Annotated in this window: 18 protein-coding genes and 2 pseudogenes; 6 read left to right on the top strand and 14 right to left on the bottom strand. The window is 55.4% G+C overall.

All coding sequences use genetic code 11. The features are described 5' to 3' along the window. Nucleotides 1–274: 274 nt before the first annotated feature. Complete coding sequence (gene dapB / locus HA41_RS01270) at nucleotides 275–1,096, bottom strand: 4-hydroxy-tetrahydrodipicolinate reductase (protein ID WP_094119233.1); 822 nt, start codon at nucleotides 1,094–1,096, stop codon at nucleotides 275–277. A 145-nt stretch (nucleotides 1,097–1,241) separates the two neighbouring features. Then, nucleotides 1,242–2,237 (bottom strand): LacI family DNA-binding transcriptional regulator, encoded by a 996-nt coding sequence (locus tag HA41_RS01265; RefSeq protein WP_094119232.1) that lies wholly within the window; start codon nucleotides 2,235–2,237, stop codon nucleotides 1,242–1,244. Between the two features lie 187 nt (nucleotides 2,238–2,424). On the opposite strand from HA41_RS01265, the gene HA41_RS01260 reads away from it, so the two are divergent. The 5 genes from HA41_RS01260 to HA41_RS01240 are packed head-to-tail and all read left to right on the top strand — an operon-like array spanning nucleotide 2,425 to nucleotide 6,732. Next, nucleotides 2,425–4,173, top strand: coding sequence for a class I mannose-6-phosphate isomerase (locus HA41_RS01260; protein ID WP_094119231.1), 1,749 nt, complete (start codon nucleotides 2,425–2,427; stop codon nucleotides 4,171–4,173). A gap of 3 nt (nucleotides 4,174–4,176) precedes the next feature. After that, nucleotides 4,177–4,605, top strand: coding sequence for a PTS sugar transporter subunit IIA (locus tag HA41_RS01255; RefSeq protein WP_094119230.1), 429 nt, complete (start codon nucleotides 4,177–4,179; stop codon nucleotides 4,603–4,605). Between the two features lie 9 nt (nucleotides 4,606–4,614). Continuing rightward, nucleotides 4,615–5,109: a PTS sugar transporter subunit IIB gene (locus HA41_RS01250; protein WP_094119229.1), complete on the top strand. Its 495-nt coding sequence runs from the start codon at nucleotides 4,615–4,617 to the stop codon at nucleotides 5,107–5,109. 10 nt (nucleotides 5,110–5,119) lie between these two features. Next, nucleotides 5,120–5,914 carry a PTS mannose/fructose/sorbose/N-acetylgalactosamine transporter subunit IIC gene (locus tag HA41_RS01245; protein ID WP_094119228.1) on the top strand — a complete coding sequence of 265 codons (795 nt, stop codon included), beginning with the start codon at nucleotides 5,120–5,122 and terminating at the stop codon, nucleotides 5,912–5,914. After that, nucleotides 5,914–6,732: a PTS system mannose/fructose/sorbose family transporter subunit IID gene (locus HA41_RS01240; RefSeq protein WP_094119227.1), complete on the top strand. Its 819-nt coding sequence runs from the start codon at nucleotides 5,914–5,916 to the stop codon at nucleotides 6,730–6,732. The genes HA41_RS01245 and HA41_RS01240 overlap by 1 nt, the downstream gene beginning before the upstream one ends. 116 nt (nucleotides 6,733–6,848) lie before the next feature. On the opposite strand, the gene ispH is transcribed toward HA41_RS01240, so the two are convergent. From ispH to ribF, 5 genes are read right to left on the bottom strand one after another with little or no spacing between them, the layout of a single operon-like run. After that, nucleotides 6,849–7,802, bottom strand: a complete 954-nt coding sequence (gene ispH, locus HA41_RS01235; protein ID WP_094119226.1) for a 4-hydroxy-3-methylbut-2-enyl diphosphate reductase — start codon at nucleotides 7,800–7,802, stop codon at nucleotides 6,849–6,851. Next, nucleotides 7,783–8,253, bottom strand: a complete 471-nt coding sequence (fkpB, locus tag HA41_RS01230) for an FKBP-type peptidyl-prolyl cis-trans isomerase (protein ID WP_094119225.1) — start codon at nucleotides 8,251–8,253, stop codon at nucleotides 7,783–7,785. Before fkpB ends, ispH begins: the two co-directional genes overlap by 20 nt. Before the next feature lie 3 nt (nucleotides 8,254–8,256). Then, nucleotides 8,257–8,763 carry a signal peptidase II gene (gene lspA, locus HA41_RS01225; protein WP_094119224.1) on the bottom strand — a complete coding sequence of 169 codons (507 nt, stop codon included), beginning with the start codon at nucleotides 8,761–8,763 and terminating at the stop codon, nucleotides 8,257–8,259. Beyond that, nucleotides 8,763–11,579 (bottom strand): isoleucine--tRNA ligase, encoded by a 2,817-nt coding sequence (ileS, locus tag HA41_RS01220; protein WP_094119223.1) that lies wholly within the window; start codon nucleotides 11,577–11,579, stop codon nucleotides 8,763–8,765. The genes lspA and ileS overlap by 1 nt, the downstream gene beginning before the upstream one ends. 29 nt (nucleotides 11,580–11,608) lie before the next feature. Continuing rightward, the gene (gene ribF, locus HA41_RS01215) at nucleotides 11,609–12,535 is read right to left on the bottom strand and encodes a bifunctional riboflavin kinase/FAD synthetase (RefSeq protein ID WP_094119222.1); all 927 of its coding nucleotides are present in this window, start codon (nucleotides 12,533–12,535) and stop codon (nucleotides 11,609–11,611) included. 306 nt (nucleotides 12,536–12,841) lie between these two features. Here ribF and rpsT point away from each other — a divergent pair, with 306 nt between their 5' ends. Beyond that, nucleotides 12,842–13,105: a 30S ribosomal protein S20 gene (gene rpsT / locus HA41_RS01210; protein ID WP_006117633.1), complete on the top strand. Its 264-nt coding sequence runs from the start codon at nucleotides 12,842–12,844 to the stop codon at nucleotides 13,103–13,105. Between the two features lie 37 nt (nucleotides 13,106–13,142). On the opposite strand, the gene nhaR is transcribed toward rpsT, so the two are convergent. The 7 genes and pseudogenes from nhaR to tal form a co-directional block, all read right to left on the bottom strand. After that, a complete protein-coding gene (gene nhaR / locus HA41_RS01205; protein ID WP_094119221.1) occupies nucleotides 13,143–14,060 on the bottom strand; it encodes a transcriptional activator NhaR in 918 nt (305 codons plus the stop codon). Next, nucleotides 14,047–15,252, bottom strand: coding sequence for a Na+/H+ antiporter NhaA (gene nhaA, locus HA41_RS01200; RefSeq protein ID WP_094119220.1), 1,206 nt, complete (start codon nucleotides 15,250–15,252; stop codon nucleotides 14,047–14,049). The genes nhaR and nhaA overlap by 14 nt, the downstream gene beginning before the upstream one ends. Nucleotides 15,253–15,418: 166 nt before the next feature. After that, a complete protein-coding gene (gene dnaJ / locus HA41_RS01195; protein WP_094119219.1) occupies nucleotides 15,419–16,564 on the bottom strand; it encodes a molecular chaperone DnaJ in 1,146 nt (381 codons plus the stop codon). A gap of 104 nt (nucleotides 16,565–16,668) precedes the next feature. Continuing rightward, nucleotides 16,669–18,578, bottom strand: a pseudogene (dnaK, locus tag HA41_RS01190) (molecular chaperone DnaK). 241 nt (nucleotides 18,579–18,819) lie between these two features. After that, nucleotides 18,820–20,126, bottom strand: a pseudogene (locus HA41_RS01185) (MFS transporter). Between the two features lie 106 nt (nucleotides 20,127–20,232). After that, nucleotides 20,233–20,820: a molybdopterin adenylyltransferase gene (gene mog / locus HA41_RS01180; RefSeq protein ID WP_094119218.1), complete on the bottom strand. Its 588-nt coding sequence runs from the start codon at nucleotides 20,818–20,820 to the stop codon at nucleotides 20,233–20,235. A 123-nt stretch (nucleotides 20,821–20,943) separates the two neighbouring features. Next, nucleotides 20,944–21,897, bottom strand: a complete 954-nt coding sequence (tal, locus tag HA41_RS01175; RefSeq protein ID WP_013356716.1) for a transaldolase — start codon at nucleotides 21,895–21,897, stop codon at nucleotides 20,944–20,946. Nucleotides 21,898–22,090 lie beyond the last annotated feature (193 nt).

Genomic DNA, 22,090 nt, shown 5'->3' with positions numbered 1-22,090 from the left:
AGCGGTAAAAAGAGCGGAAAACTCGGTGGAATAATCGTTTGCCAGACAGCAAAAAATCGAAACCGTGAGGTAGTGACCATTATTTTTGACCAAATGGTCAAAATTAGCGACTTCCGGAGAGAAAAATGACAGATAAAGATTAAAAACAGATTGCAGTATGCATTATAAGAACGTAATGCCTATTTTTGGCAAAATTAAGGGCAATGAAAACATTGCCCCTTTTCAATCAAGTGATTATCGATTGAAACAACCACATCACGATGGTTCACAACACTCACAACATTGATAAATTCAGCACATCACGCATATCAAACAGGCCGGTTTTTTTACCTTTCAGCCAGAACGCTGCCTTAACGGCACCATTTGCAAAGGTCATACGACTTGAGGCCTTGTGGGTAATCTCTACCCGCTCGCCAATATCAGCAAACATTGCCGTGTGCTCACCCACAATATCTCCTGCCCGCACCGTGGCAAAGCCGATGGTCTGTGGCTGGCGCTCACCGGTATGGCCTTCACGGCTATAAACCGCATGCTCATCCAGTTTCCACTGCATGGCGTCGGCTATCGCTTCACCCATCGCCAGTGCAGTGCCCGATGGCGCATCCACTTTGTGACGATGGTGAGCTTCAACAATTTCGATATCCGCATAGTCGCCCATCACTTTGGCCGCCTTCTCCAGCAGCTTCAGCACCAGGTTCACCCCAACGCTGAAGTTAGCGGCGAACACAATGGGGATATCTTCCGCCGCTGCGCGAATGGCCGCTTTGCCTGCTTCATCAAAACCGGTGGTGCCGATCACCATCGCTTTGCTCTGCTCACGACAAACAGCCAGGTAATCGAGCGTGCCTTCCGGGCGGGTAAAATCGATCAGTACATCGAAGTCATTTACTACGGTAGCCAGGTTATCCACCACCTGAACGCCCAGCCGGCCCGCTCCGGCCAGTTCACCCGCATCAGTACCCGTCAGCGAAGACCCCGGGCGCACCAGCGCCGCACCTAAGCAAACCGCATCCGAATTCACCACAGCCTGAATCAGCTGCCGTCCCATGCGGCCCCCCGCTCCCACGATAGCCACGCGGATTTGTGCATCATGCATAGTATGACTCTTTAAGGTTAATAAATGACGTAGACGTAATCAGGTTAACCAGCCGCGAATATCGTCGCCAGCAAAAATCGCCAATAATTAGAAATTTGAGTAACGCTACCCGGGTTATCAGAAAAACAGTTGTGCAGACTGCGCCTCAGGTTTCACGGATTCGCAGTACCGGCGGTAAAATAATGCGCTTTGGCGGCTCATCGTTTCCCTGAATCCGGCTGAACAGTAACTTTCCCGCCTGCCGCCCAATCTCTTTTGCCGCTACCGAAACGGTGGTCAGCGCAGGCTGCACCAGCGAAGCTTCCGGAATATCGTCGAAGCCCACCAGCGCAAAATCTTTGCCCGGCACGCGACCCATTTTACGCAGCGTCTGCATCACGCCTAAGGCGACAATATCCTGGTAACAAACCGCAGCGGTGATTTCCGGGTAACGCCTGAATAGCCCCTCAGACACGCGGGCGCCATCGCTCTGACTGGCCAGTGACGTCACCACCCAGTGGCTATTGGGCTGCAGGCGGTGCTCAAGCAGGGTACTGCTGTAGCCTCCGATTCGCTGCGCGCGGCTGATCGAGTTGTCACTGCCGCCGATAAACGCAATATGACGATGCCCCAGACTCAGTAAATGCTGCGTTGCCAGCTGAGTCCCCTGAAAATTATCTGTGCCCACAAAATCAAACGCCCCATCATTCAGCGGCCGCACCACCATGATTGTCGGGATATTGCGCCGTTTCAGCGTCTCGTAAAAGAGAGTCGGCGTCTCTTTAGCGGCGCACAACACCATGCCACAGGCGTTATTGCGCATCAGCGAATCAACAAATTTCTGCTGTCGCTCGCCCGACTCTTCGCTATTGGCCAGAAACAGCAGCAAATCATGACACTCCATTTCCTGGCCCAGCCCTGCCGTCATTTCAGCGTAAAAAGGGTTAGTAATGTCATGCAGCAGCAGGCCGACCTGATTACTGGTGCGGTTACGCAAATTTGCGGCGGTCTGGTTATAAACATAACCCAGCTCATTCAGCACCTTTAATACGCGCCGGCGTGTTGCGTCTGAGATACGTCCCCGGTTGCGCAGCACCATGGATACGGTGGCAGTGGAAACCCCGGCCCGTTCTGCGACCTGCGCCAGCGTGACAGAAGCCATCTTCTTTTCTCTCGATTGCGACATTTCCTCTAAGGTTAATCGAATAACCTTCTGATGGCATTATTCCTGCAACGCATTTCCCGGCTTCTCCGCTTCAATCCCTGTTTTATTGCCAGATTGCCAGGTTAATCGCAGTTAACCTCGCGGTTAATCGATTAATCTCAGCTACCGATAACAGGGAGTCGCAATGAAACAGACACATTATGATAAGTACCCCGAAGTGCGGGTCGAAGGCTTTGATGGTCATGCATGGCGTAGCTGGTCTGCGGTCCGGAAAACCATTGCGGCCCGCCTGCCCGGGCAGCGTAAAACCGTGATTATTATTGACTGCTATCCCGGCGTGCGGCTGGCAGAAATTGAACAGCAGTTGATGGCCTATCTGCAGCCGACGCTGCTGATAAATGTTGAAACTGCGCGCCACAGTGAGGCGCATCTGCACGATTTGCTGGCGGAAAATCTGACAGACGATCGCGTATTCGGCGTACTCTCCTGCCATCAGCTAAGTGATTTTTTCTGTGCCGACAAGCTGGCGCAGCTGCGGCAAAAAGTGCAGGCGATCGATGAAGGCACGATAGTCATTTATGGCCCAGGCGCAGCGCTGATCCATCCCGGTGAAGTACTGATTTATTGCGATCTGGCTCGCTGGGAAATTCAGCAGCGTTTTCGCAGCGGTGAGTTGGGTAACTGGGGCGTGGATAATAAAGATGAAGATCTTCTGCGCCGCTACAAGCGGGCTTTCTTTATCGAATGGCGGGTGTTCGATCGCCATAAAACGCCGCTGCTCAAACGGGCCGATTATCTGCTGGATACCAGCCGGCAGGACGATCCCGCCCTGATCACCGGTGAGGCGCTACGCGCGGGCCTGCAGCAAACCACTCAGCGACCTTTTCGTGTGGTTCCCTTCTTCGATCCTGGCGTCTGGGGGGGACAATGGATGAAGCACCACTTCGATCTTGATCGCTCACAGCCAAACTACGCCTGGTGTTTTGACTGTGTACCTGAAGAGAACAGCCTGCTGTTGCGGTTTGATGATGTGCGGGTCGAGATCCCGTCTCAGGATCTGGTGCTGCTCTACCCGCGTCCGTTACTGGGCGAAAAGGTTCACGCCCGCTTTGGTACCGAATTTCCCATCCGCTTTGATTTTCTGGATACGGTGGACGGCCAGAATCTTAGCGTTCAGGTGCATCCGCTGACGGAATATATTCAGCAGCACTTCGGCATGCACTATACCCAGGACGAAAGCTACTATCTGCTGGATGCCCGGCCGGGCGCCGAAGTCTGCCTCGGCACACGGAGTGGCATCGATCCGCAGGCGATGCTGGACGATCTGGCTGCCGCCCAGCGCGGCGAAAAAAGCTTCGATGACGGCAAATTTATCAATCGTTTTCCAGCCCGTAAACACGATCATTTTCTGATCCCGGCGGGCACCGTGCACTGCGCCGGAGCGGGCACAATGGTTCTCGAAATCAGCGCCACACCGTACATTTTTACCTTTAAATTATGGGACTGGGGACGACTGGGGTCAGACGGCCTGCCACGGCCAGTCCATCTGGATCACGGGGCACAGGTGATTGACTGGCAACGGGATACGCAATGGGTCAGTGAGCATCTGATTAACCAGTTTGCGCCGGTTGCGGAAGGTGATGGCTGGTCCGAAGAGCGTACCGGCTTACACACCCGCGAATTTATAGAGACCCGCCGACATTGGTTCAGCAAACCGGTCACTCACCACACGCAAGGCAACGTCAATGTCCTCAATCTGGTTGAGGGCAGCGAAGCGTTGATTGATAGCCCGCATCACGCCTTCGCGCCCTTTGTGGTGAACTTTGCGGAAACCTTCATTGTGCCGGCTGCGGTGGGGGCATACCGCATTTCACCTCATGGCAGCAGCGCAGGGAAACAGCTGGCAACCATGAAAGCCTGGGTAAGGGGTTAACCTATGATTCATGTCATTCTGACGACGCACGGCCCGATGGCGGAGAGCATGCTTGCCAGCGCCAGAATGGTGTATGGCGATCTGCCGCACATCTTTCCGGTGATGCTGACCGAAGCCAGCGGAATTGCTGACTTTCGCGAGGCGTTTAATGAGGTGCTGCACCTCGCCAGCAATCAGGCTGACGGCGTACTGGTGCTGTGCGATCTGCAGAGCGGAACGCCATGGAATATCGCCTGTTACCATGCCTTCAATCCTGAAACCACACCACCGATGGCAGTACTGGGCGGGGTTAATTTTCCCATGCTGCTGTTAAGCGATGAGATCACGTCACTGAACGATGTCAACCAGGCTGCTGCCACGCTGCTGGAGCAGGCTGGCGCGTCATTGGTGATGGCCCGACAAAGTGAGACTCAGCAATCAGATGATTATTAAGGAGAAACCATGAGTATTTCTTTTGTACGGATTGACGATCGGGTGATTCATGGTCAGCTGGTGACCCGCTGGGCTAAAGAGCTGCCGTGCGACGGCATTATCGCCATCGACGATGCCGTTGCTGCCGACCCCCTGCTCTCTGCAGTGATGAAAGGCGCGGTACAGGACATCAGAGTCTGGCTGTTTGACACGGCAACCGCTATTGAAAAGCTACCGAAAATTATCGCCAGTGAGAAACGCTATTTTGTGATTGGTAAGTCGCCGGTGACATTACAGCGCATCGAGGAGGCGGGAATCGATCTGCAAAATGCCAGTCAGAAAATCAATGTCGGCCCGATGAGCTCCCGTGCCAATACCATTACCATCGGGCCGAATCAGGCGGTCAGTCCGGAGGAAGTTGCCGCTTTTGACTATCTGGCCCAGCGCGGTCATCAGATTGAGTTTCGTCTGGTACCGGATGCAAGCGCCTGCCGCTGGCAGGATGCGCGGCAAAAAATAAAATAAGGAAAACGTAATGGCTTTTGAAGCGACGTTAATCGGGATTCTCTGTTATCTCGGCGCACTGAGTAGCCCGTGGCTGCTGGGTGTTACCGGCGGCTGGTATCTGCTTTCCCGCCCGCTGGTGTCAGGCATGCTGGTCGGATTTATTCTGGGCGATATGCAATCCGGTATCCTCATCGGCGTGGCCGTACAGGCGGTCTATATCGCGATGGTTACGCCTGGCGGTTCGATGCCAGCCGATCTTAACTTTGTCGCCTATCCCGCTATCGCATTGGGGATTTTGTCTGGCAAAGGACCGGAAGTGGCCGTTGCGCTGGCAGCGACCATCGGCATTGCGGGCACGGTGCTGTTTAACTTCATGCTGGTGCTCAACTCCTGGTGGAATCATCGGGCCGATGTGGCGCTGGAAAACGGCAGCGAGCGCGGAATTTATCTTAACAGCGCTATCTGGCCGCAGACTTCCCTGTTCCTGATGCGCTTTGTGCCCACCTTTATCGCCGTTTATTTCGGCGCGCAGTATATCAATGTGGTAATGGACAGCCTGCCAAAGATGGTTTTGTCGACCATGAACGTGCTGGGCGGCATTCTGCCTGCGGTCGGGATCGCCATCCTGCTGAAGCAGATCATCAAGCGTTACAGCATGTTGATCTACTTTCTGGTGGGTTTTATCTGCATCGTCTTCCTTAAGCTGAATATGATTGCGCTGGTCATTGTGGGGGCGCTGCTGGCGCTGATTCACTACAACTATAAGCCGGAGCCGCAGGCAGCAGGTGCAACCGTACTGGTCGATGATGAGGACGAATTCTGATGGAACAACGCAAACTTTCCCGCCAGGATCTGCGCCGCTGCTGGCGCAGCTGGATGATGTATAACCTCTCCTCCATGAGTTTTGAACGTCTGGCCTCATTTGGCTTCTGCCTCAGTATGCTGCCGGTCGCCAGAAAGCTTTATCCTGATCTGCAGCAGCGCAAAGAGATGCTGAAACGCCATGCTTCCTTTTACAATACCGAGCCGCAAATCGGAGCTATCGTCAACGGGATGGTGCTGGGGCTGGAGGAAAAGCGCGCCAATGGCGAACCGATTGATGGTGAAACCATCAACACGCTGAAGGTCGGCCTGATGGGCCCCGTTGCCGGCATTGGCGACTCAATGATCCCCGGAATGTTAATCCCGATTCTGCTCAGTATCGGTATGGCACTGGCTGCCGGCGGCAGTATTCTCGGCCCGCTATTTTACACCGTTGCCTGGCTGGGAATCATTCTTCCCGGTACGTGGTTCTTGTTTCTCAAGGGATACCATATGGGTTCCACCTCAGTAGAGATGCTGGTGAGCAGCAAATCAACCCGCCTGCGGGAAGCGCTTTCTCTGCTGGGTGTGTTCGTTATGGGCGGCGTGGCGGCCAGCTACGTCAGGCTGGGAACCGGGATGGAATTTGCCACCCGGGATGGGGTGAATATTCAGCTACAGCCTATGCTGGATGGCATTTTTCCTCAGCTGCTGCCGCTGATGGTGGTAATTGGAACCTGGTATTTAATGGCAAAACGCGGGTTGTCACCGGTAAAAGCGATGCTTTTACTGCTGGTGGTGGCAGCGGCTGGCGTGGCAATCGGCTTATTTACTGGCTAGTCAGTCGCCGACAGCGCGGGCTATGCCGGGATCGGTAACCACCAGAGCACGGCTTTGCGCAAAAAAAGCCAGCAGGTGAAAGCCCGCTGGCATTGTTCGCGTTCGGTTAGCCTGCGTTACTGCACGTTACGCACATCAACCCGCAGCTCTTTCGGCACTTCAAAAACGATATTCTCTTCACGACCAATCAGCTCAATCGCCGCTTCGCCGCCCAGTTCACGCAAGCGCTGGATCACCTGCTGTACCAGAATATCGGGCGCAGATGCGCCCGCCGTCACGCCGATGCAGGCGACGTCTTTGACCCACTCTTCCTGAATATCATCGGCAGAGTCGATCAGCTTCGCCAGTTTACCGGCACGCTGGGCCAGTTCCGCCAGTCGGTTAGAGTTGGAGGAGTTCTTCGAGCCCACCACCAGCACCACTTCCGCATCTTTAGCCAGGGTACGCACTGCTTCCTGCCGGTTAGTGGTGGCATAGCAGATATCATCTTTGCGCGGCCCGATAATTGCCGGGAAGCGCTGACGCAGCGCATCAATGATGTCAGAAGTATCATCCACTGACAGCGTGGTCTGGGTCGTGAAGCTGAGATTGTTCTCGTTTTTCACCGTCAGCTTAAACACATCTTCCGGTGACTCAACCAGATACATGCCGCCTTTAGGGTTGTTGTACTGCCCCATGGTGCCTTCCACTTCCGGATGCCCGGCGTGACCAATCAGAATCGCTTCCACACCCTTACGGCTGGCGCGCGCCACTTCCATATGCACTTTGGTCACCAGTGGACAGGTAGCATCAAACAGCATGGTGAGATTGCGCGCCTTAGCTTCTGCGCGCACCGCCTGAGAGACGCCGTGCGCCGAGAAGATCAGAATTGCGTCATCCGGCACTTCACTGATCTCTTCAATGAAGATGGCACCGCGCTCGCGCAGGCTGTTAACCACGTAGCGGTTGTGCACCACTTCATGACGAACATAGATCGGCGCGCCGTACATCTCCAGCGCACGCTCGACAATACTGATTGCCCGATCAACGCCAGCGCAGAAACCGCGCGGATTAGCCAACAGGATTTGCATCGTTCGCCTCCAGTGCCGGATCAATCTCCAGCACCTCGATATCAAACTGAACGCGATGACCTGCCAGCGGATGGTTAAAATCGACGGTGATAGAATCACCGGAGACTTCACGGATCACGCCTGGCATTTCACTGCCGCCCATGCCGGTGAACAGCATAATGGCACCCACTTCAGGTTCGCCCGCGTCGATAAAATCACGACGGGAGAAATACTGGATCAGATCAGGACTGACGCTGCCGAACGCCTCTTCCGGCGCCAGGGTGAACTGTTTAGATTCACCCGCCTTCAGCCCCAGCAGCGCCTGTTCCAGCGCGGCTGACAGACTGCCATCGCCCAGACGAAACAGCGCCGGCTTGCCGTTTGCACGGGTCGATTCCGCCGTCGAGCCATCTTCCAGCTTCAGCGTAAAATGCACCAACACCGCGCTGTCGCGCTGTACAGACTCACTCATCACTTACCCTTTCTGTTTTGCCTGTTTGCTGGCCGGGCTGAAAAAACCCTCCAGCACCACTAACGCCGCACCAATACAGATGCCGCAGTCAGCGATATTAAATGTAGCGAAGTGCCAGTTACCGACGTAGAAATCGATAAAATCGACCACAAAGCCGTGATAAGAGCGATCAAACAGGTTGCCTATCGCTCCGCCGATGATCAGTGCATAGGCGATATTGGTTATCTTCTGACTGGCGCGATTGCGATACATCATCACCAGCAGCGAGACCACAATCGCCAGCGCGATACCGGCAAAGAACCAGCGCTGCCAGCCGCCTTTGTCCGCCAGGAAGCTGAACGCCGCACCGTAGTTGTGGGCGTAGAACAGATTCAGGAACGGCATTAACGGCTGCGTTTCGTGCAGCATCATGTTGTTCATCACCCATTGCTTACTGGCGAAGTCGACAACAATCACCACCAGCACCAGCCACAGCCAGCGCAATCCGGTTGAGAAAATAGGTTTACGCATCAGGCAAATTTACGCTCTTCACCGTTGCCGGCTACGTTGGTGTAACAGCGACCACACACTTCGGCGTGCTCCGGGTTCTGACCGACGTCGGTAGTGTAGTGCCAGCAGCGCTGACATTTCTCGCCTTCCGCTTTATGCAGGGCAATTTTCAGACCTTTCAGCAATTCACTCTGCTGTGCTTCGTCGCTCGCCAGGGCGTAATCCGCCACCTGCGCGCCCGAGGTCAGCAGCACAAAGCGTAGCTCATTGCCCAGCGCCTGCAGTTTGGCCGCCAGTTCCGGCTCGGCATAGAGCGTCACCGTCGCTTCCAGTGCGCCGCCGATACGTTTGTCGGCACGCGCCTGCTCGATCACCTTGTTGACTTCGCCGCGCACTTTCAGCAGTTCAGCCCAGTAGGCATCGTTCAGCGCTTCATCTTCTGCCAGGCCAAACAGACCCTGATACCACTCTTCGGTGAAGACATACTGCGCGCGGTCGCCGGGCAGGTAGCCCCAGATCTCATCCGCGGTAAAGGACATGATCGGTGCCATCCAGCGCACCAGCGCTTCAACAATGTGCCACAGCGCGGTCTGGCAGCTGCGACGCGCCAGGCTGTCGCCTTTGGCGGTGTACTGACGATCTTTGATGATATCGAGATAGAAGCTGCCCATCTCCACCGAGCAAAACTGCATCAGGCGCTGGATCACTTCATGGAAATCGTAGTTTTCGTAGGAGGCGGTAATATCCGCCTGCGCCGCCTGTGCGCGGCCCACTGCCCAGCGATCCACCACCACCATCTCTTCCGGCTGCACCAGATCGGTAGCCGGGTTGAAACCACTGAGGTTAGCCAGCAGGAAACGGGCAGTGTTACGGATACGACGATAAGCATCGGCAGAACGCTTCAGGATCTCGTCTGACACCGCCATTTCGCCGGAGTAGTCGGTTGAAGCAACCCACAGACGCAGAATATCAGCGCCCAGTTTGTTCATCACATCCTGCGGCGAAACGGTGTTGCCGATCGACTTCGACATCTTGCGGCCCTGACCATCCACGGTGAAGCCGTGGGTCAGTACCTGACGATAAGGCGCTTTGCCTTTCATCGCCGTCGAGATCATCAGTGAGGACATAAACCAGCCGCGATGCTGATCCGATCCTTCCAGATACATATCCGGAGCGTGACCGCCAAATTCCGGACGCGCATCGACCACGGAGTAGCTGGTTGAACCGGAGTCAAACCAGACGTCCAGGGTGTCAGGCACCTTAACGTAATCATCGGCGTCATCGCCCATCAGTTCACGCGGATCGAGATCCCACCATGCCTGAATGCCATCCTGCTCTACGCGCTGCGCCACTTTCTCCATCAGCGCCAGGGTCTCCGGATGCAGCTGCTCGGTCTCTTTATGGACGAACAGCGCCATCGGCACGCCCCAGGTACGCTGACGCGAGATGCACCAGTCAGGACGGTTAGCCACCATCGATTCAATGCGCGCCTGGCCCCAGTCCGGGATCCACTGCACGCCTTTGATCTCCTGCAGCGACTGCGCACGCAGGCCTTTCTGATCCATGCTGATGAACCATTGCGGTGTGGCGCGGAAGATGATCGGCGTTTTGTGACGCCAGCAGTGCGGATAGCTGTGCAGCAGTTTCTCAACGTGCAGCAGCGCGCCTTTCTCTTTTAGCAGTTCAACGATCATGTCGTTGGCTTTAAAGACGTTGACCCCATCCAGCGTCGGATAGGTGCCTGGCAGATAGCTGCCATCCGGCCCGACCGGATTGGCGGTTTCGATACCATATTTCTGACCGATGACATAGTCATCCGGGCCGTGGCCTGGCGCCGTGTGTACCGCACCGGTACCCGCTTCCAGCGTCACGTGATCGCCCAGCACCACCAGCGACTGAATCGCCAGGAACGGATGCTGGAATTTCTGCAGCTCCAGCGCCGCACCTTTGCATTCGCCCAGCACGCGCCATTCGCTGACGCCCGCGCGCTTCATCACGCTTTCAACCATCTCTTTCGCCAGGATCAGCGCACGGCCGTCGATCTGCAGCAGCTGGTAGTCAAATTCAGCATTCAATGAGATCGCGCGGTTAGCCGGCAGCGTCCACGGCGTGGTGGTCCAGATGACCAGTGAAATCGGGCCATCAACCTGCGCCGCGCCAAAGGCCTGACGCACCGCATCGGCATCAATGGCGTTGAACATCACGTCGATCGAAGGCGAAGTCTTGTCGTAATACTCCACTTCCGCTTCTGCCAGCGCAGAACGGCAGTCAAGGCACCAGTGCACCGGCTTAGCGCCTTTGTGCAGGTGACCGTTACCGATGATTTTACCCAGCGCGCGAATGATGTTGGCTTCGGTGGCGAAATCCATCGTCAGGTAAGGACGATCCCAGTCGCCGAGCACGCCCAGACGAATAAAGTCCGCCTTCTGGCCTTCAACCTGCTCAGCTGCATATTTGCGACAGGCGGCGCGGAACTCGGCGGCAGTAACCTTCTCGCCAGGCTTGCCGATCATCTGTTCAACTTTATGCTCAATCGGCAGACCGTGGCAGTCCCAGCCCGGCACATACGGCGAGTCGTAGCCCGCCATGCCTTTCGACTTAACGATAATGTCTTTCAGAATCTTGTTAACGGAGTGACCAATATGAATGCTGCCGTTTGCATACGGAGGGCCATCATGCAGGATAAAGGTTTTTTTCCCTTTTTTGGCTTCGCGGATAATGCCGTACAGGTTGTCAGCATTCCAGCGTTGCAACATTCCCGGTTCGCGTTTGGCCAGATCGCCACGCATCGGGAATCCCGTTTCCGGCAAATTCAGGGTAGATTTATAGTCACTCATCAGATTCTCGATTCCGTTTTTCGCTCAGGTTAAAGCCCAAAGAACTGCCGGGCCGTTACCACATCTTTCGCAATTTGTTCTTTCAACGCCTCCAGTGAGGCAAAGCGCTGCTCGTTTCGTAATTTATGCTTCAGCACCACGTCGATGTGCCGGCCATATAGATTCATATTGATGTCAAGCAGGTGAACTTCAAGCTGCTGGCGTAAACCTTTTACCGTCGGACGGGTACCGATGTTGGCGACACCGGGAAGCGGCTCAGGCGTCAGACCCTGTACCTCGACCGCATAGACCCCTTTCACCGGTGAAACGCTGCGGCGCAAAGGAAGGTTAGCGGTAGGAAAACCCAGCGTGCGTCCCAGTGCATCTCCGTGCACCACACGACCTGAAATACTGAATGGGTGGCCTAACAGCGACTGCGCCAGCGCTAAGTCATCCGCGGCCAGCGCCTGGCGTACGGCGGTGCTGCTGATGCGCTTGCCGCCGTCACAGAAGGTTTCGGTGCTGACGACATCAAAGCCATACTCCACACCGGCTTTCTGTAATAACAGGAAATCCCCCTGGCGACCAGCGCCAAAGCGGAAATCATCGCCCACCGCGAGATAGTTCACACCCAGTTTTTCGACCAGTAATTCACTGATAAAGCCCTGAGCGGACAGGGCGGCAAAGCGGCGGTCAAACCGGACGCACAGCACTTTATCGACGCCAGCTTCAGCCAGATAGCGCAGTTTTTCACGCAGACGCGTCAGACGAGCCGGGGCTTTATCACCCGCAAACAGCTCCAGCGGTTGTGGCTCAAAAACCATCACCACCACCGGTAAATTACGCTTCCGTCCCTCTTCACACAGGCGGGACATCAGCGCCTGGTGACCGCGGTGCACACCATCGAAATTGCCAATGGTCAGAACGCAGCCGCGATGCTGCTCGTTAATATTATGAATACCGCGGATAAACTTCATGGCTGACTCAAACCGGTGGAAATCGGCGGATTATACCCTTGAAACCGGCTGAGGTTAACCCGTCAGCACGCCTTTCATGCTTAACGGTGCGCATTTACTGGCGTGGAAGCCCCGGATAAGAATTTTGTCGCGAAATACTGTATTCAGCGAGGCGAAGCTGGTAGAATCTTGCGCCATCAAATACGTAACCGAGTGCTGCTCATAGAGCGACGCTTATTTGCACAAATCCATTGACAAAATCAGGTTGGAAGGGCATAGTCCTCGGCCTTTGATTTGTCTCTATAGAACACATTTGGGAGTTGGACCTTGGCTAATATCAAATCAGCTAAGAAACGCGCCGTAACATCTGAGAAACGCCGTAAGCATAACGCTAGCCGCCGCTCTATGATGCGTACCTTCGTTAAGAAAGTATACGCGGCGATCGCTTCAGGCGACAAAGCTGCTGCGCAGAACGCATTCAATGAAATGCAACCAATCGTGGACCGTCAGGCTGCTAAAGGTCTGATCCACAAAAACAAAGCTGCACGTTATAAAGCAAACCTGACTGCACAGATCAACAAACTGGCTTAATCGCCGCTTGTTCATCGCTTTGTTGAAAGAACCGGCGCTATGCCGGTTTTTTTTCGTCTGCGATATGGCGTGGAAACAGCGCGCTGAAGTCGGCATGGCAGATACGTTGTACCGCCGGATGCTGAATCATTCGCTCAGCAAAGATGATGTGATACTCCTCTAACACCGTATCCAGCCGCCCGATCTCTTTGATCACCTCACGCTGCCAGATCTCCTGCCGGTCCAGTGCCGGAGCGACAAAAATCGCATTCTGCTGGACGCCAAACGCTTTCATTAACGCTGCATCATCAAACTCGCCCAGTATCTCGACCTGCAAACCCTGGGTGTCGATCCAGTTAAGAATCTTACGTCCCAGCATTGAACGGCGTCCCGGAATCAGCAGGCGGCGCGTCTCCAGACAGGCGGGAAAAGGCTGTTCCGGCAGCGGCTGGGTTGACCAGAAACTGACCGGACACTCTCCCAGCTTGACCGAAAACAGCCCCTCCTGCTGGGTCGAGTCGATGGAGCAGTCAGAGATGATCATATCCAGCTTATGCTGACTGAGCTGCTCCAGCAGCATTTCGTGGGTCGATTCGAAGCAGCGCAGATGGATCTTCTCTTCCGCCACTACCGCCGTCTCCAGCACTTTGCTCACCAGTTGCTTAGAGAGCGCATCTGCCACGCCGACATCAAACAGCAGATGCGACTTTTTGCGGTAGTTAACGATATCCAGCATCTCCTGACCGAGCATGAACATGCGATCCGCATAGCGAAACACCAGTTGCCCGAGCTCAGTCGGCACCAGCCCACGTCCGTGACGACGGAACAGCTTGCCCTGCAGGCGCTCTTCAAGCGCCTTAATCTGCCCGGTAATGGTTTGCGGCGTCAGGGAAAGCGCCTCCGCCGCACCGACAATCGAGCCCTCCCGACAGGCGTGCCAGAAGTAGTAGAGATGATTGTAATTAATGTGCGACATGGTCCGGATTCCCGCTTAGCTGTGCCGGGCGCTTTGCCAGACGCTGCCACAGAATCAGATAGCCCAGCACAGCAGAGAGAATCGATCCGATCAGAATGCCCAGCTTCGCCAGCGTAATCAGTTCAGCATTGGTATCACCATACGCCAGCGAGCCGATGAAGATCGACATGGTAAAGCCGATGCCACACAGCACGCCCACCGCCGCAATGTCCTTAATGTGAGTATTTTCCGGCATCCGGGCTAAGCCGGTTTTCACTGCCAGCCAGCAGAACAGGGTGATACCCAACGGTTTGCCGATCAGCAGTCCGGCAATGATGCCGAGCGGCAGCAGCGAGAACAGGCTGTCGAACGAGACGCCTCGTAGTGACACGCCAGCATTGGCAAAGGCAAACAGCGGCAGAATCAGCCAGCGCACCCAGGGATGCAGCGCATGCTCCAGGTGAATGGCCGGTGAGTGCCCCTCTTTTTTCGCCAGCGGGATCAGGAAGCCGACCACCACACCGGCCAGCGTCGCGTGGACGCCCGATTTCAGCACCGCCGTCCACAGTACCATGCCAACCAGTAAATAGAGCCCGGTATTGCGGATATTGAGCAGGTTCATCAGCGCCAGCACGCCAATCGCGGCGGCAGCCACCCCCAGTGAAGCGACCGAGAGATCGTGGGTGTAGAACAGCGCAATAATTACAATCGCCCCAAGATCGTCAATGATCGCCAGCGCCATCAGGAAGATCTTCAGCGCAGGCGGCACGCGGCTGCCTAACAGCGCCAGAATACCGAGAGCAAAGGCGATGTCAGTGGCGGTCGGGATCGCCCAGCCGCTGCGTGTTTCAGCATCAGCGCCGTTAAACAGCAGGAACAGCACCGCCGGTGCCACCATACCGCCCAGCGCAGCAATCAGCGGGAAAATCGCCTGGTCACGCTTTGCCAGCGCGCCCATCACCAGTTCCCGTTTGACCTCCAGTCCCACCATCAGGAAAAACAGCGCCATCAACGCATCGTTGATCCACAGCAGCAGATTTTTGCTGATATCGAGATTGCCAAAACGAAACTCGACCGGTATTGCCAGCAGATCGCGGTAACCCTGTTGTGTGTCACCGTTGTTGGCGAGAATCATCGCCAGCGCGGCCGCCAGGATCAGCACGACCCCGCCAGTCGCGTCACTATTCAGGATTTTTTTTAGTCTGATATTCACACGCGTTATCCTTATCCATCCAGAGATCAATCAAAGTCTCTAAGAGTAACGATAATGATAGCTCGAAAAAAACAGATTATTTAGCGTATATCACTCGGAAATAGCGATCTATGGCGACAGGCAAAAAAAGCCAGCGTCAGAGCGCTGGCTTCAGAGGGTGATGAACTTAACGGGTTAAGTCATCAAAGAATTTTTTCACGCCGTCGAAAAAGCTCTTGGAGCGTGGACTGTTGTGCTCGCCGCTTGGTCCGCCAAAGCTCTCTTCGAGTTCACGTAACAGTGCTTTCTGTTTCTCATTGAGGCTGACTGGCGTTTCCACTACCACCCGGCACAGCAGATCGCCGACCGCGCCGCCGCGCACCGACTTCACGCCGCGTCCGCGCATGCGGAACAGTTTGCCGGTCTGGGTCTCAGACGGCACTTTCAGCTTCACGCGACCATCCAGCGTCGGCACTTCAATCTCACCGCCCAGTGCTGCCATCGCAAAGTTGATTGGCACTTCACAGTAGAGGTTGTTATCTTCACGTTCAAAGATCGGGTGCTTCTTCACCGAAACCTGGACGTAGAGATCGCCTGCTGGTGCGCCCTGCTCGCCTGCTTCCCCTTCGCCGTTCAGACGAATGCGATCGCCGGTGTCGACTCCGGCCGGGATTTTCACTGACAGCGTTTTCGACTTCTCTACCCGGCCATGACCATGACAGGCATTGCACGGATCTTTAATCACCGAGCCGCGACCGTGACAGGTCGGACAGGCTTGCTGCACGGTAAAGAAGCCCTGGCGCATCTGCACCTGGCCGGCACCGTGACAGGTCGAACAGGTCTGAGGCTGCGTTCCCGCTTTCGCGCCGCTGCCGTGGCAGACGTCACACTCTTCCAGCGTAGGAATGCGGATCTCTTTGGTCACGCCGCGTACCGCTTCTTCCAGCGACAGCTCCATGTTGTAGCGTAAATCGGCGCCACGGGCTGCGCGCTGACGGCGGCCACCACCAAAGATGTCACCGAAAACGTCGCCAAAGATATCGCTGAAGTCTGCGCCGCCGCCACCAAAGCCGCCGCCACCGAATCCACCGCCGCCCATGCCGCCCTGTTCAAAGGCTGCGTGGCCATATTGATCGTAGGCCGCCCGCTTCTGCGCATCGGTCAGGATTTCGTAGGCTTCCTTGACCTCTTTGAATTTGGCTTCGGCCTCTTTGTCACCCGGATTACGGTCCGGGTGAAATTTCATCGCCAGGCGTTTGTAAGCCTTTTTGATTTCACGCTCGTCTGCGGATTTGGCGACGCCTAAAATCTCGTAGTAATCACTCTTCGCCATATTTATTTAGCCCTTAACATGATCGCACGGGCGTGGAGAGAACTCCTACGCCCGTGCTGGTTTCAACGGCTGTCAGGCCAACCGTCGCGCCCGGTCAGGGGCAATTATTTCTTGTTGTCTTTCACTTCTTCGAATTCAGCGTCGACAACGTCATCATCTTTCTTCGCTGACGCATCGCCGGCATCCGCCGCACCCGCCTGAGACTGCTGTGCGGCTTCCATCAGTTTGCCGGACACTTCCATCAGCGCCTGCATTTTGGCGTCGATTTCCGCTTTATCTTCGCCTTTCAGCGCGGTTTCCAGAGCGGCCAGCGCAGCTTCGATAGGCGCTTTGTCGTCAGCGGTCAGTTTATCGCCCGCTTCATCCAGCTGCTTACGCGTGCTGTGGGCAATCTGGTCACCCTGGTTACGCGTCTGTACCAGCTCTTCGAACTTACGGTCAGATTCAGCGTTCGCTTCCGCGTCACGCACCATTTTTTCGATCTCTTCGTCGTTCAGACCGGAAGAGGCTTTAATGGTGATTTTCTGCTCTTTACCGCTGTTCTTATCTTTCGCTGATACGTGCAGGATACCGTCCGCATCGATATCGAAGGTGACTTCGATCTGCGGCATACCACGCGGTGCAGCCTGGATACCGTCGAGGTTGAACTGGCCCAGTGACTTGTTGTCATTGGCGCGCTTACGCTCACCCTGCAGCACGTGAATGGTCACGGCTGACTGGTTATCTTCAGCTGTTGAGAACACCTGGCTGTGCTTGGTCGGGATGGTGGTGTTCTTGCTGATCAGTGACGTCATTACGCCACCCATGGTTTCGATACCCAGTGACAGTGGGGTAACGTCCAGCAGCAGCACATCTTTCACGTCACCGCCCAGTACACCACCCTGAACCGCTGCACCGACTGCAACCGCTTCATCCGGGTTCACGTCTTTACGTGGCTCTTTACCAAAGAACTCAGTGACTTTGGCCTGAACCAGTGGCATACGCGTCTGACCACCGACCAGGATAACGTCGTTGATGTCAGACACTGACAGACCGGCATCCTGCAGCGCAACTTTCAGTGGCGCGATAGAACGGGCAACCAGATCTTCCACCAGCGATTCCAGTTTCGCACGGGTCACTTTGATGTTCAGGTGCTTAGGACCGGTCGCGTCTGCCGTGATGTATGGCAGGTTAACGTCGGTCTGCTGCGCTGAAGAAAGCTCAATTTTCGCTTTTTCTGCGGCTTCTTTCAGACGCTGCATCGCCAGCGGATCGTTGTGCAGATCGATACCCTGATCTTTCTTAAATTCCGCCACCAGATAGTTGATCAGGCGGCTATCGAAGTCTTCACCACCCAGGTGGGTATCACCGTTGGTTGCCAGTACTTCGAAGGTTTTTCGCCGTCAACTTCGTCGATCTCAATGATTGAGATATCGAAGGTACCGCCACCCAGGTCATAAACTGCGATGGTGCGGTTGCCCTGGCCTTTATCCAGACCATACGCCAGCGCGGCTGCCGTTGGTTCGTTGATAATACGCTTCACTTCCAGACCCGCGATACGGCCGGCATCTTTGGTCGCCTGACGCTGCGCATCGTTAAAGTAGGCCGGAACGGTAATGACCGCTTCAGTTACGGGCTCACCGAGGTAATCTTCGGCGGTTTTCTTCATTTTTTTCAGCACTTCAGCAGAGATCTGCGGTGGTGCCATTTTCTGACCTTTCACTTCCAGCCAGGCGTCACCGTTGTCTGCATTGGTGATTTTGTACGGCATGATTTTGATATCACGCTGCACTTCTTCGTCCTGGAAGCGACGACCGATCAGACGCTTAATCGCGAACAGGGTGTTCTGCGGGTTGGTCACTGCCTGACGTTTAGCCGGTTGACCGACCAGAGTCTCGCCATCCTGCGTGTAAGCAATAATTGAAGGCGTGGTGCGATCGCCCTCGGCATTCTCCAGCACGCGTGCTTTAGTGCCATCCATGATCGCAACACAAGAGTTGGTTGTACCCAGGTCAATACCAATAATCTTACCCATCTAAACATCTCCCACTTAAATTCGTTGCCAATTTGGGTTGTGAACCTTTTATGTGGGCGGGTTGTTTGCATTCAACCTGCCAGCACATGCTTTTTTTCCAACGTTCACAACGCTCGATGACAAGTAAATGGGGCCGCTTCGATGCGCATCAAGGGTTAAACCAAAAAAAATTTTGTTGTTTGCCTGGCCGTAACGGCACGCGCAGGTCGGGAAGCGGCGCCCGGCACCGCGCTGACGCGATTCAGGGCTGCCGGACCATTTCAGCACTGCTGCTGGCGTGGCTGATATCACGCCGCAGCCAGATGCCCACCACCAGCCCCACCAGCGCCAGGGCCAGCACATACCAGGCGGGCGCGAAGGTCGAGTAACGCATCATCAGCGTGACCACGATAGGCGTCAGGCCGCCAAAAATCGCATAGGAAAGGTTGTAAGAGAATGAGAGACCGGTAAAACGCACCTCAGCCGGAAACGCGCGCACCATCACAAACGGCACCACGCCGACCACGCCGACGCTTAATCCCACCACGCCATACAGCAGAAACAGCTGTTGCGGATGGCTGGCAACCTGATGGTAAAAAAGCCAGCTACACAGCGCCAGTAGCACGCTGCCGACGCACAGCGTACGGCTGGCCCCAAAGCGGTCAGCCGCCATGCCGGCAATAATGCAGCCGAAGCAGAGCATCACAGTGGCGATGCTGTTGGCCTGCAGGGTCAGCGCGGGCGCAATCCCCTGCTGCTTCTGCAACCAGACCGGCGACATCAGGATGACCACCACGATGCAGGCTGACAACAGCCAGGTCAGCAGCATGGAGATCGCCACCGATTTTTTATGCCGGGTGAGTACGGTCTTCAGCGGCAGCGTCTCCGCCAGCGCTTTACGCTGTTGCATCGCCACAAATACCGGCGTCTCATGCAGCCAGCGGCGCAGGTACATCGCCCCAGCCCAAACAACCCGCCGAGCAAGAACGGAATACGCCAGCCGCCCTCAAGGATCGCCTGCTGCGTCATCGAGGTATTGATCAGCGTCGCCACCACCGAACCCAGCAAAATACCCACGGTCAGTCCGGCGGTCAGCGTGCCGCAGGCGATACCGATGCGTTTATAAGGGACATGCTCTGCCACAAAGACCCAGGCGCCTGGCACTTCACCGCCAATCGCCGCACCCTGCAACATACGCAGCAGCAGCATCAAAATCGGCGCAGCAATGCCGAGCGTTTGCCAGGTCGGTAACGCACCCATCATCAGGGTCGGCAGCGCCATCAGTAAGATGCTCAGGCTGAACATCTTCTTACGCCCGACCTTATCGCCAAAGTGCGCCATGATAATGCCGCCCAGCGGGCGCGCCAGATAACCGGCCGCGAAAATTGCGAAGGTTTGCAACTGGCGCAGCCACTCAGGCATATCGGCGGGGAAAAAGAGTTCGCCAATCACCGCAGCGAAGAAGACGAAAATAATAAAGTCGTAAAATTCCAGCGCGCCGCCGAGAGCGGCCAGCGCCAGCGTTTTGTAATCTTTGCCAGTCAGGCGCTGAGCAGGTGTCGGATTCATAATATTCCAGAGGCAAAAGAGAAAAGGTTGTAAAGCTGGGCTTACTATACCGTCAATCTTTTGCCACACCAGCCAGGCTGTAGCTTATGCCTGAAAAGCAGAATATTTAGTTATTTATCTCACGTATCGCGCTTTTAGGCCGAAAAGCTGCTACCACGCTGGCGTGGGTTTCCACGTACGGCCCTTCCAGCAACTGTAAACAATAAGGTACGGAGGCGAAAATGCCGTGCACCTTCACCTTACCCTCTTCATCCTTCAGCCCTTCCAGCGTCTCTTTGATCGATTTCGGCTGGCCGGGCAGATTAAGGATCAGTGACTGCTTGCGGATCACCCCGACCTGACGCGACAGAATGGCGGTCGGCACAAACTGCAGGCTGATCTGGCGCATCTGCTCACCAAAACCAGGCATTTCGCGATCGGCAACGGCTAAGGTGGCGTCCGGTGTGACATCACGTCGTGCCGGTCCGGTGCCGCCGGTGGTCAGTACCAGATGGCAAAAACGTTCATCAACCAGTTCGCAAATGGCCTGCTCGATCATCGGCTGCTCATCCGGCACCAGCCGTGATTCGATCTCAAATGGCGTGCTGATAGCGCTGCTCAGCCAGCTTTCCAGCGCCGGAATGCCCTGATCCTGATAAATGCCGTTGGCGGCGCGATCGGATACCGAGATCAGGCCTATGCGTAATGTGTTCATGATTATCTTCGCTGTGATTTACCGCGGTGCGGTGGAATAAAAGGGGAAGAGCGGAAAGGATAATACAAAGCGAAAGTGACGGAAAAGGGAAACCGTGACGGACAGTGCCGTCACGGTCAGTCATTACAGCAGTTCTGCCAGCATCTTCTCAAGCTTGCCCTGATCAACGGCAAAATTGCGGATACCTTCGGCCAGCTTCGCCACCGCCATTGGATCCTGGTTGTGCTGCCACAGGAACTCAGACTCGGTCATGCGGGCCGGACGCGCTTTCACTTCGCCGCTGTAGCTCAGTTTACGCTCCAGTGTGCCTTCGCTCTCTGCCAGCTCTTTCAGCAGCGCAGGTGAAATGGTCAGACGGTCACAGCCAGCCAGCTCGATAATTTCGCCGACGTTACGGAAGCTGGCGCCCATCACCACGGTTTCATAGCCGTGCTGCTTGTAGTAGTTGTAGATTTCAGAGACGGAAACCACGCCTGGATCTTCGTGTGCCGCGTACTCTTTCTTATCGGTGTTGGCTTTGTACCAGTCGAGGATACGGCCCACAAACGGTGAAATCAGGAACACGCCCGCTTCGGCACAGGCACGCGCCTGAGCGAAGGAGAACAGCAGCGTCAGGTTACAGTTGATGCCTTCTTTTTCCAGCTGCTCCGCCGCGCGAATACCCTGCCAGGTTGAAGCCAGTTTGATCAGGATGCGATCGTTGCTGATACCGGCATCGTTATAGAGTTTGATCAGGCTGCGGGCTTTGGCGATGCTGCCTTCAGTGTCGTAAGAGAGACGGGCATCAACTTCGGTCGAGATACGGCCGGGGATCAGTTTGAGAATTTCCAGACCAATGTTAACCGCCAGCTTGTCAGAAACCAGCTGCAGCTGCTCTTCTTTGTTGCTGCTCTGCTCACGCGCCCAGCCGATCGCTTCATCGATCAGTTTGCGGTATTCAGGGATTTGTGCGGCGTTGAGAATCAGAGAAGGGTTGGTGGTAGCGTCCTGCGGCTGATACAGCTTCATGGCTGCAATATCACCGGTGTCGGCTACCACGGTGGTGAGCTGACGCAGGGAAGTAAGTTTGTCCGTCATGTTCTTTTCTCTTAGTTAACTGTCAGGGTGAAAAAAGGCTGTTGCGATAATATCACGCGTCAACGGTGGCGCAAGGTCAGGGAATGCCGTTTACCATAGCGTGAACAAATAGGTGTGATTCGTCATTCTTTGCGGCTTTTTTGGTACACTGCGAGGCTTAATGAAAAGCCAATCCCCTGTAAAACCAGGTGTT

It is taken from the genome of Pantoea conspicua, assembly GCF_002095315.1.
Classification (GTDB): domain Bacteria; phylum Pseudomonadota; class Gammaproteobacteria; order Enterobacterales; family Enterobacteriaceae; genus Pantoea; species Pantoea conspicua.
The sequence above is the reverse complement of the archived record's forward strand: the minus strand, read 5'-3'. Positions and strand labels throughout refer to the sequence as shown.

Coding starts and splice junctions, on each gene's coding strand:
- dapB (WP_094119233.1), bottom strand. CDS start 1,096: ATGCATGATGCACAAATCCGCGTGGCTATCGTGGGAGCGGGGGGCCGC.
- HA41_RS01265 (WP_094119232.1), bottom strand. CDS start 2,237: ATGGCTTCTGTCACGCTGGCGCAGGTCGCAGAACGGGCCGGGGTTTCC.
- HA41_RS01260 (WP_094119231.1), top strand. CDS start 2,425: ATGAAACAGACACATTATGATAAGTACCCCGAAGTGCGGGTCGAAGGC.
- HA41_RS01255 (WP_094119230.1), top strand. CDS start 4,177: ATGATTCATGTCATTCTGACGACGCACGGCCCGATGGCGGAGAGCATG.
- HA41_RS01250 (WP_094119229.1), top strand. CDS start 4,615: ATGAGTATTTCTTTTGTACGGATTGACGATCGGGTGATTCATGGTCAG.
- HA41_RS01245 (WP_094119228.1), top strand. CDS start 5,120: ATGGCTTTTGAAGCGACGTTAATCGGGATTCTCTGTTATCTCGGCGCA.
- HA41_RS01240 (WP_094119227.1), top strand. CDS start 5,914: ATGGAACAACGCAAACTTTCCCGCCAGGATCTGCGCCGCTGCTGGCGC.
- ispH (WP_094119226.1), bottom strand. CDS start 7,802: ATGCAAATCCTGTTGGCTAATCCGCGCGGTTTCTGCGCTGGCGTTGAT.
- fkpB (WP_094119225.1), bottom strand. CDS start 8,253: ATGAGTGAGTCTGTACAGCGCGACAGCGCGGTGTTGGTGCATTTTACG.
- lspA (WP_094119224.1), bottom strand. CDS start 8,763: ATGCGTAAACCTATTTTCTCAACCGGATTGCGCTGGCTGTGGCTGGTG.
- ileS (WP_094119223.1), bottom strand. CDS start 11,579: ATGAGTGACTATAAATCTACCCTGAATTTGCCGGAAACGGGATTCCCG.
- ribF (WP_094119222.1), bottom strand. CDS start 12,535: ATGAAGTTTATCCGCGGTATTCATAATATTAACGAGCAGCATCGCGGC.
- nhaR (WP_094119221.1), bottom strand. CDS start 14,060: ATGTCGCACATTAATTACAATCATCTCTACTACTTCTGGCACGCCTGT.
- dnaJ (WP_094119219.1), bottom strand. CDS start 16,564: ATGGCGAAGAGTGATTACTACGAGATTTTAGGCGTCGCCAAATCCGCA.
- mog (WP_094119218.1), bottom strand. CDS start 20,820: ATGAACACATTACGCATAGGCCTGATCTCGGTATCCGATCGCGCCGCC.
- tal (WP_013356716.1), bottom strand. CDS start 21,897: ATGACGGACAAACTTACTTCCCTGCGTCAGCTCACCACCGTGGTAGCC.